This window comes from Rhodopseudomonas sp. BR0C11, from assembly GCF_010820945.1.
GTDB classification, from domain to species: Bacteria; Pseudomonadota; Alphaproteobacteria; order Rhizobiales; family Xanthobacteraceae; genus Rhodopseudomonas; species Rhodopseudomonas palustris_H.
Genome location: NZ_QTKI01000223.1, coordinates 1 through 7,771, shown reverse-complemented (window position 1 = coordinate 7,771; position 7,771 = coordinate 1). Strand labels below are relative to the sequence as shown.

Below are 7,771 nucleotides of genomic sequence, written 5' to 3'. Positions count from 1 at the left end.
CGCGCATCGGGCAGCTGCTCGACATGACGCTGAAGGACCTCGAGCGCATCCTGTACTTCGAATACTACGTGGTGCTTGAGCCGGGCCTCACCGACCTCAAGGAGCGTCAGCTCCTGTCGGAGGAGGAGTACCTGCGCGCCCAGGATCAGTACGGTCAGGACAGCTTCACCGCCATGATCGGCGCGGAAGCGATCCGCGAACTGCTGAAGGGCCTGGAACTCGAAAAGATCGACGCGCAGCTGCGCGCCGAGATGGCCGAGACCGACTCCGACATCAAGCACAAAAAGCTCGCCAAGCGGCTGAAGATCGTCGAAGCGTTCCGCTATTCCGGCAACAAGCCGGAGTGGATGATCCTCACGGTCGTGCCGGTGATCCCGCCGGATCTGCGCCCGCTGGTGCCGCTCGACGGCGGCCGGTTCGCGACCTCGGACCTCAACGACCTGTATCGCCGCGTCATCAACCGTAACAACCGCTTGAAGCGGCTGATGGAGCTGCGCGCGCCGGACATCATCATCCGCAACGAAAAGCGCATGCTGCAGGAAGCTGTGGACGCGCTGTTCGACAACGGCCGCCGCGGCCGCGTCATCACCGGCGCCAACAAGCGTCCGCTGAAGTCGCTCGCCGACATGCTGAAGGGCAAGCAGGGCCGGTTCCGTCAGAACCTGCTCGGTAAGCGCGTCGACTATTCGGGCCGTTCGGTGATCGTGGTCGGTCCCGAGCTCAAGCTGCATCAGTGCGGCCTGCCGAAGAAGATGGCGCTCGAACTGTTCAAGCCGTTCATCTACTCGCGGCTCGACGCCAAGGGTCTTTCGACCACCGTCAAGCAGGCCAAGAAGCTGGTGGAGAAGGAGCGGCCGGAGGTTTGGGACATCCTCGATGAGGTGATCCGCGAACATCCGGTGCTGCTGAACCGCGCGCCGACGCTGCATCGTCTCGGCATTCAGGCATTCGAGCCGGTGCTGATCGAAGGCAAGGCGATCCAGCTGCATCCGCTGGTGTGCTCGGCCTTCAACGCCGACTTCGACGGCGACCAGATGGCCGTGCACGTTCCGCTGTCGCTCGAAGCGCAGCTGGAAGCGCGCGTGCTGATGATGTCGACCAACAACATCCTGCATCCGGCGAACGGCCAGCCGATCATTGTGCCGTCGCAGGACATCGTGCTCGGCCTGTACTACCTGTCGATCATGCGGGAAGGTCTGCCGGGCGAGGGCAAGGTGTTTGCCGACCTCGCCGAGCTCGAGCACGCGCTGTACTCGAAGGTCATCCACCTCCACACCAAGATCAAGTATCGTTGGCATTGGGTGAACGAGGAAGGCCAGAACACGGTCCGTCTGCTGGAGACCACCGCCGGCCGCATCCTGCTCGGTCAGGTGCTGCCGAAGTCGCCGAAGCTGCCGTTCGACGTCATCAACAAGCTGATGACCAAGCGCGAGATCTCCGGCGTCATCGACCAAGTCTATCGTCACTGCGGTCAGAAGGAGACGGTGATCTTCTGCGACCGGATCATGGCGCTCGGCTTCTTCAACGCGTTCAAGGCCGGCATCTCGTTCGGCAAGGACGACATGGTCGTGCCGGGCTCGAAGTGGAAGATCGTCGACTCGACCCGTACGCTGGCGAAGGACTTCGAGCAGCAGTACAACGACGGTCTCATCACCCACGGCGAGAAGTACAACAAGGTGGTCGACGCCTGGTCGAAGGCCACCGAAGAAATCGCCAAGGAGATGATGAAGGAGATCTCCGCGGTTCGGAAGGCGCCGGACGGCTCCGAACAGCAGGTCAACTCGATCTACATGATGGCCCACTCCGGTGCGCGTGGTTCGCCCGCGCAGATGCGTCAGCTCGCCGGTATGCGCGGCCTGATGGCCAAGCCGTCGGGTGAAATCATCGAGACGCCGATCATCTCGAACTTCAAGGAAGGTCTGTCGGTTCTCGAGTACTTCAACTCGACCCACGGCGCCCGTAAGGGTCTGGCCGACACCGCGCTGAAGACCGCGAACTCGGGTTACCTGACCCGCCGTCTGGTCGACGTGGCGCAGGACTGCATCATCACGCAGGCCGACTGCGGCACCTCGCTCGGCATCAAGATGCGGGCGATCGTCGACGCCGGCACCGTGGTCGCTTCGCTGGGCAGCCGTATCCTCGGCCGCACTGCGGGCGAGGACGTGCGCGACCCGGCCACCAACGAGATCATCGTCAAGCGCGGTGATCTGATGGAGGAGCGGGACGTCGAGGCGATCCACCAGGCCGGCGTTCAGGAAGTGAAGATCCGCTCGGCACTGACTTGCGAGCTGGTCAACGGCATCTGCGGCAAGTGCTACGGGCGCGATCTCGCCCGCGGTACCCCGGTCAACCACGGCGAAGCGGTCGGCGTGATCGCGGCGCAGTCGATCGGCGAGCCGGGCACGCAGCTGACGATGCGTACCTTCCACATCGGCGGTGCGGCGCAGATCAACGAGCAGTCGGTGATCGAGTCGAACTTCGAGGGCAAGATCGTCATCAAGAACCGCGCCATCGCCCGCAACGGCGAAGGCCACAATGTTGCGATGGTCCGCAACATGGTGATCGCGATCGTCGATCCGGACGGCTCCGAGCGTGCGACCCATCGCATCCAGTACGGCGCGCGCGTGCACGTCGACGAGGGCGATATGGTCAAGCGCGGCCAGCGTATCGCCGAGTGGGATCCGTACACCCGTCCGATCCTCACCGAGGTCGAGGGTACCATCGACTTCGAGGATCTGATCGAGGATCAGTCGATCTCCGAAACGCTCGACGAGTCGACCGGTATCGCCAAGCGTATCGTTATCGACTGGCGCTCGACCCGCGGTGGTGCGGATCTGCGTCCGGCGATCGTGATCAAGGGCAAGGACGGCAAGGTGCTGAAGCTGGCGCGCGGCGGTGACGCCCGCTACATGCTGTCGGTCGACGCCATTCTGTCGGTCGACGTCGGCGCCCAGGTCAAGCCCGGCGACATCCTCGCGCGTATCTCGACCGAGAGCGCCAAGACCCGTGACATCACCGGCGGTCTGCCGCGGGTGGCGGAACTGTTCGAGGCACGGCGGCCGAAGGATGCGGCGATCATCGCCGAGATCGCCGGCACTATCCGGTTCGGTCGCGACTACAAGAACAAGCGCCGGCTCTCGATCGAGCCGCTCGACAAGAACGAGGAAGCGCGCGAGTACCTGATCCCGAAGGGCAAGCACATCCACTTGCAGGACGGCGACGTCGTCGAAAAGGGCGACTTCATAGTCGAGGGCAATCCGGCACCGCACGACATCCTGGCGATCAAGGGCATCGAAGAACTCGCGGCCTATCTCGTCAACGAAATCCAGGAGGTCTATCGACTCCAGGGCGTGTTGATCAACGACAAGCACATCGAGGTGATCGTTCGCCAGATGCTGCAGAAGATCGAGATCACCGACCAGGGCGATACCGACATGATCTCGGGCGAGCAGGTCGACAAGATCGAGTTCAACGCGGTCAACGCCAAGGCGGTCGAAGAGGGCAAGAAGCCGGCAACCGGCAATCCTGTGCTGCTCGGCATCACCAAGGCGAGCTTGCAGACCCGCTCGTTCTTCTCGGCGGCGTCGTTCCAGGAGACCACCCGGGTGCTCACCGAAGCCGCGGTCAACGGCAAGGTGGATCCGCTGGAAGGCCTCAAGGAAAACGTCATCGTCGGCCGGCTGATCCCGGCGGGTACTGGCGCCTCGATGGCCAAGATCCGCGAAGTGGCGATGAAGCGCGACCGTCTGATCCTCGACGAGCGCGAGAAGCAGGCGGCGATCGTTCCGGCCGCTGCGCCGGAAGCCGAACCGCTGTCGCTGCCGCCGGCAGAGTAACGTTCGCTTCTGCCATTCAATCCTGGGAAGGGCCGGCCTTGTGCCGGCCTTTCTCATATCTGGGCCGCATTCCGGGCCTTTTGCCGCCACCTTACGGGTTGTTCATCTTCCCTTCAGGTGAAAGGCGCCTTGCTGTATGCCGAACGACGGGAATCCGGCACAGGGGCGCCGTTTCGCCGTCAAAACCAGCCCCAAGTCGCTGAAGTCACGCTGATTTTCTCGGAGAATCACGCCTCGACCGACGGCGCGGAGCAGAGACACGCTGCGTGGCGATCGATGCCGCGGGATGTTGAAAGAGCACCATGTTTGACCTTGCAATCGTAGGTGGCGGCCCGGGCGGTCTGATGAGCGCCTGGTATCTCAAACGAAAGCTCGGGGGCCTGTGCAAGGTCACCATCTTCGAGGCCTCCGATCGGCTCGGCGGCAAGATCGTCACCCAGAAATTCGAAACCGCGCCGGCGATGTACGAAGCGGGCGTCGCCGAGCTCTACGATTACTCGATGACCGGCCCGGATCCGCTGCGGGAGCTGGTTCAGCACTTCGGCCTGCAGACCATTCCGATGGATGCCGAGCAGGTGCAGCTCGACGGCGAGCTGCTCAACGACGTGCCGGGCATGCGCAAGAAGTACGGCGACAAGACCGCCGAGGCGATCGTCGCGTTCCGCAAGAAGTGCACCGAGCAGATGACGCCGACCCAGTATTACGAGGGCGTCGGCGCGCACGACAACGAACACCCCTGGGCCTGGACCAATTGCGAGCAGCTGCTCGACAAGGAGGTCGAGGACTCCACCGCCAAGCGCTTCTTCAAGGTGATGGCGAAGTCCGACATCGCCACCGAGAGCCACAACACCAACGGCCTCAACGCGCTCAAGAACTTCGTGATGGATATCGATGGCTATATCGGCCTGTATTCGATCCAGAACGGCAACGAGCAGCTGATCGAGTGCCTGCGCTCGGAGATCGATGCCGACATCCAGTTCAATCACCGCGTCCTCAAGGTCGGCAAGACCGAGAGCGGCCGCTATGAGCTGAACATGATGAACGGCAAGGGGCCGGAGACGCGCGACTTCGATCTCGTACTGATGTGCCTGCCGCACAACTGGCTCGCCACGCTGAGCTGGGGCAACGAGCAGCTGCGCAAGGCGATGGTCAAGCACGTCGCCTATTTCGATCGCCCGGCGCACTATCTGCGGATCTCGATGCTGTTCGATTCCCCGTTCTGGGGCGATAAGATCCCGGGCTCGTGGTTCATGTCGGAAGCGTTCGGCGGCTGCTGCGTTTACAACGAAGGCTCGCGCCACGACGTCGGCAAGTACGGCGTGCTCAACTTCCTGATCGCCGGCTCGGACGCGCTGGCGTTCTCCAACCTCACCGACAAGGAGCTGATCGAGCTGGCGCTGAAGTCGCTGCCGGCCGAGCTCGGCGACGTCCGCGGGCATTTCCTCGAAGGCAAGACCCATCGCTGGCTGTCGTCGGTGAACTGCATCCCCGGCGGCCTGCCGGTGCGCGACGTCATGACCAACCATCGCCCCGAGCCGAAGAACCATCCGGGCTTCGTCATCGTCGGCGACTATCTGTTCGACTCGACGCTGAACGGTCTGCTCGATTCCTCGGACGCCGCCACCGACATCATCGTCACCGAGACGATGAAGCTGCGCCGTGCCCGCGCCCAGGACGGCAAGCCGGTCTCCGACAAGATCGACCGCGACTATTTCGAGAACTATCGCAACCAGGGCCCGTATCGCGAGGTCTGGAGCCGGTTCACCGATCCGGACTATCTGATCCAGACCATCAAGACGGTGTGGGACAAGCCGGGCGGCTACAAGCTGCTGGTCGCCGGCTCCGCCAGCGGCGAGTTGGTCGGCGCGCTGCGCGAGCGCGGCATCGATGCTTACGGCGTCGAGAACAACCGCTACATCCACGGCAAGACGCCGGAAGCGCTGAAGCCCTACAACAAGCTCGGTTCGGTCGCCGAACTGCCGTTCGAAGACGAAGAGTTCGACTTCGTGTTCGAAACCAGCCTGTGCCACCTCGCCGAGAACCGCGTCGTCAAGGCGATCCGCGAGCTGCACCGCGTTGCGCGCACCGGCGTGATCTTCGGCTCGGTCACCAGCGACATGGATCCGGGCGTGATCGACCGCTACGACCTGCTGCGCGGAGTCAAGAAGCTCGGCACCTGGTGGGAATGGTCGGAGCTGTTCTTCAACAACGGCTTCGACCTGTCGGTGCATCGCAACGATTGCGGCGACGCGCTGTGGGAGCTGGCGGTGAAGGCGGGCAGGGGCCCGGGCCAGTGGTACAGCGACGCCGACAGCCTGCGCTATTCGTTCTTCGACAAGGTCGACGACGAGGGGGACGACGACTGAGCCAAGGTCGTCGCGGACGGCTCGCGTTCGCTTCAGCAGATCCGGCGCCGTGGCTTTGAACGAGTCACGGCGTCGCTTATTGTAGTCGTGCGGTTCGGCCACCTAGCGGTTTTCAATTCATGGCGCGTAAGCCCAATCCTCCCGTCACCCCGGACTCTCCGCCAGGCGACAAATCCGCCGCGCCGCCGCCGGCCGATGCCGCCGCCGGCAGTCCCGCGCCGGGCAGTGAAGGCACCGCCACCTCGGCGTCGCCGCTCGACGAGAAGTTCGCGCTGCCGGTCGGCGCCGCGGCGCCGGTGGTGCCGACCACCAAGCCTCCGGTGAAGCAACTGATCGCCGACAAGGTCCCAGCCGCTCCCGCGGCCGGCGCCAAAGCCGCCGCTGACGACGGCGACGAGGACGATGAGGACGACGACGACGAGGAGGATGACGACGACGACGATGAGGACGAGGAACTCGTCGTCTTCACCGCGCGCGAGGCCGCCGGCGCATTCGCGACGGTCGCCGGCTTCATCCGGCCGGTCGTGGCCAACTACAAGAAGATGCTGGCGTTCGTGGTGTTCGGCGTAGTCGTCGAAACGCTGTTCAACGTCATCATGCCGCTCAGCCTGAAGTTCCTGATCGACGACGCGCTCGGCGAGGAGGACTTCCACGAACTCTACAAGATCCTGTCGATCCTCGGCGTCGCCGGCGTCATCACCTCGATCATCGCGGTGTGGTACGAGCGCTGGGACGCCCGGCTATCCGCGGCGGTGATCTCCGACGTCCGCACCCGATTGTTCGAACACGTCCAGCGCCTGCCGGCTGGGTATTTCGCCCGCACCAAGCGCGGCGAGATCCTGTCGCGGTTCTCGATCGACATGGCGGCGTTCTCGCGGGTGGTGGAGATCCTCGCCAACACCGCGCTGCTGCCGTTCCTCGAATTGGTCGCCGGCGTCGTCCTGATGCTGTTCCTGAACTGGCAGCTCGCAGTGTTGGCGCTGTTGATCTTCCCGATCACGCTGATCGGGCCGCGCATCCTGACGCCGAAGGCGGTGCAGGCGAACTACGAGCAGAAGGTGCAGGAAGCCGGGCTGCTCGGCCTGGTGCAGGAGAACGTCGGCGCCCAGGCGGTCGTCAAGGCGTTCAGCCTGCAGCGCAAGATGTTCGGCTTCTTCTCGCTGCGCAATCAGGCGACACGGCAGAAGATGGCGCAGGCCACCTTCCTGACCTCGATGGTCGAACGCAGCGTCACCGTCGCGGTGCTGATGCTGCATTTGATGGTGCTGGCGCTCGGCGCCTATCTGGCGACCACCGGCCAGATCACCGTCGGCACCTTCGTCACCTTCGAGAGTGCGTTCTGGGAGGTGTCGTACAACATCGCCCATCTGATGCAGTTCATCCCGGTGTCGATCCAGGCGGCCGCCGCGGTGCGCCACATGCAGGAGCTGCTCGACGAGAAGACCCCGATCGCCGACAAGCCGGGCGCCGCCGAGATGCCGCGCATCGTCGACAACATCGCGTTCGAGCGGGTGTCGTTCGCCTATGAGGGCGCCGAGCAGCCGGTGATCGACAATCTCAGCCTCAAGC

Annotated in this window: 3 protein-coding genes; all 3 read left to right on the top strand. The window is 63.9% G+C overall.

What is annotated here, in order from left to right:
* Positions 1 to 3,836, top strand: a 3,836-nt coding sequence (rpoC, locus tag DYI24_RS16680) for a DNA-directed RNA polymerase subunit beta' (protein WP_164573098.1), incomplete at its 5' end; no start/stop codon positions are given.
* A 302-nt stretch (positions 3,837 to 4,138) separates the two neighbouring features.
* The gene (locus DYI24_RS16675; protein WP_164573097.1) at positions 4,139 to 6,202 is read left to right on the top strand and encodes an FAD-dependent oxidoreductase; all 2,064 of its coding nucleotides are present in this window, start codon (positions 4,139 to 4,141) and stop codon (positions 6,200 to 6,202) included.
* Between the two features lie 119 nt (positions 6,203 to 6,321).
* On the top strand, positions 6,322 to 7,771 hold a 1,450-nt coding region (locus tag DYI24_RS16670), incomplete at its 3' end, for an ABC transporter transmembrane domain-containing protein (protein WP_164573096.1).

Coding starts and splice junctions, on each gene's coding strand:
- DYI24_RS16675 (WP_164573097.1), top strand. CDS start 4,139: ATGTTTGACCTTGCAATCGTAGGTGGCGGCCCGGGCGGTCTGATGAGC.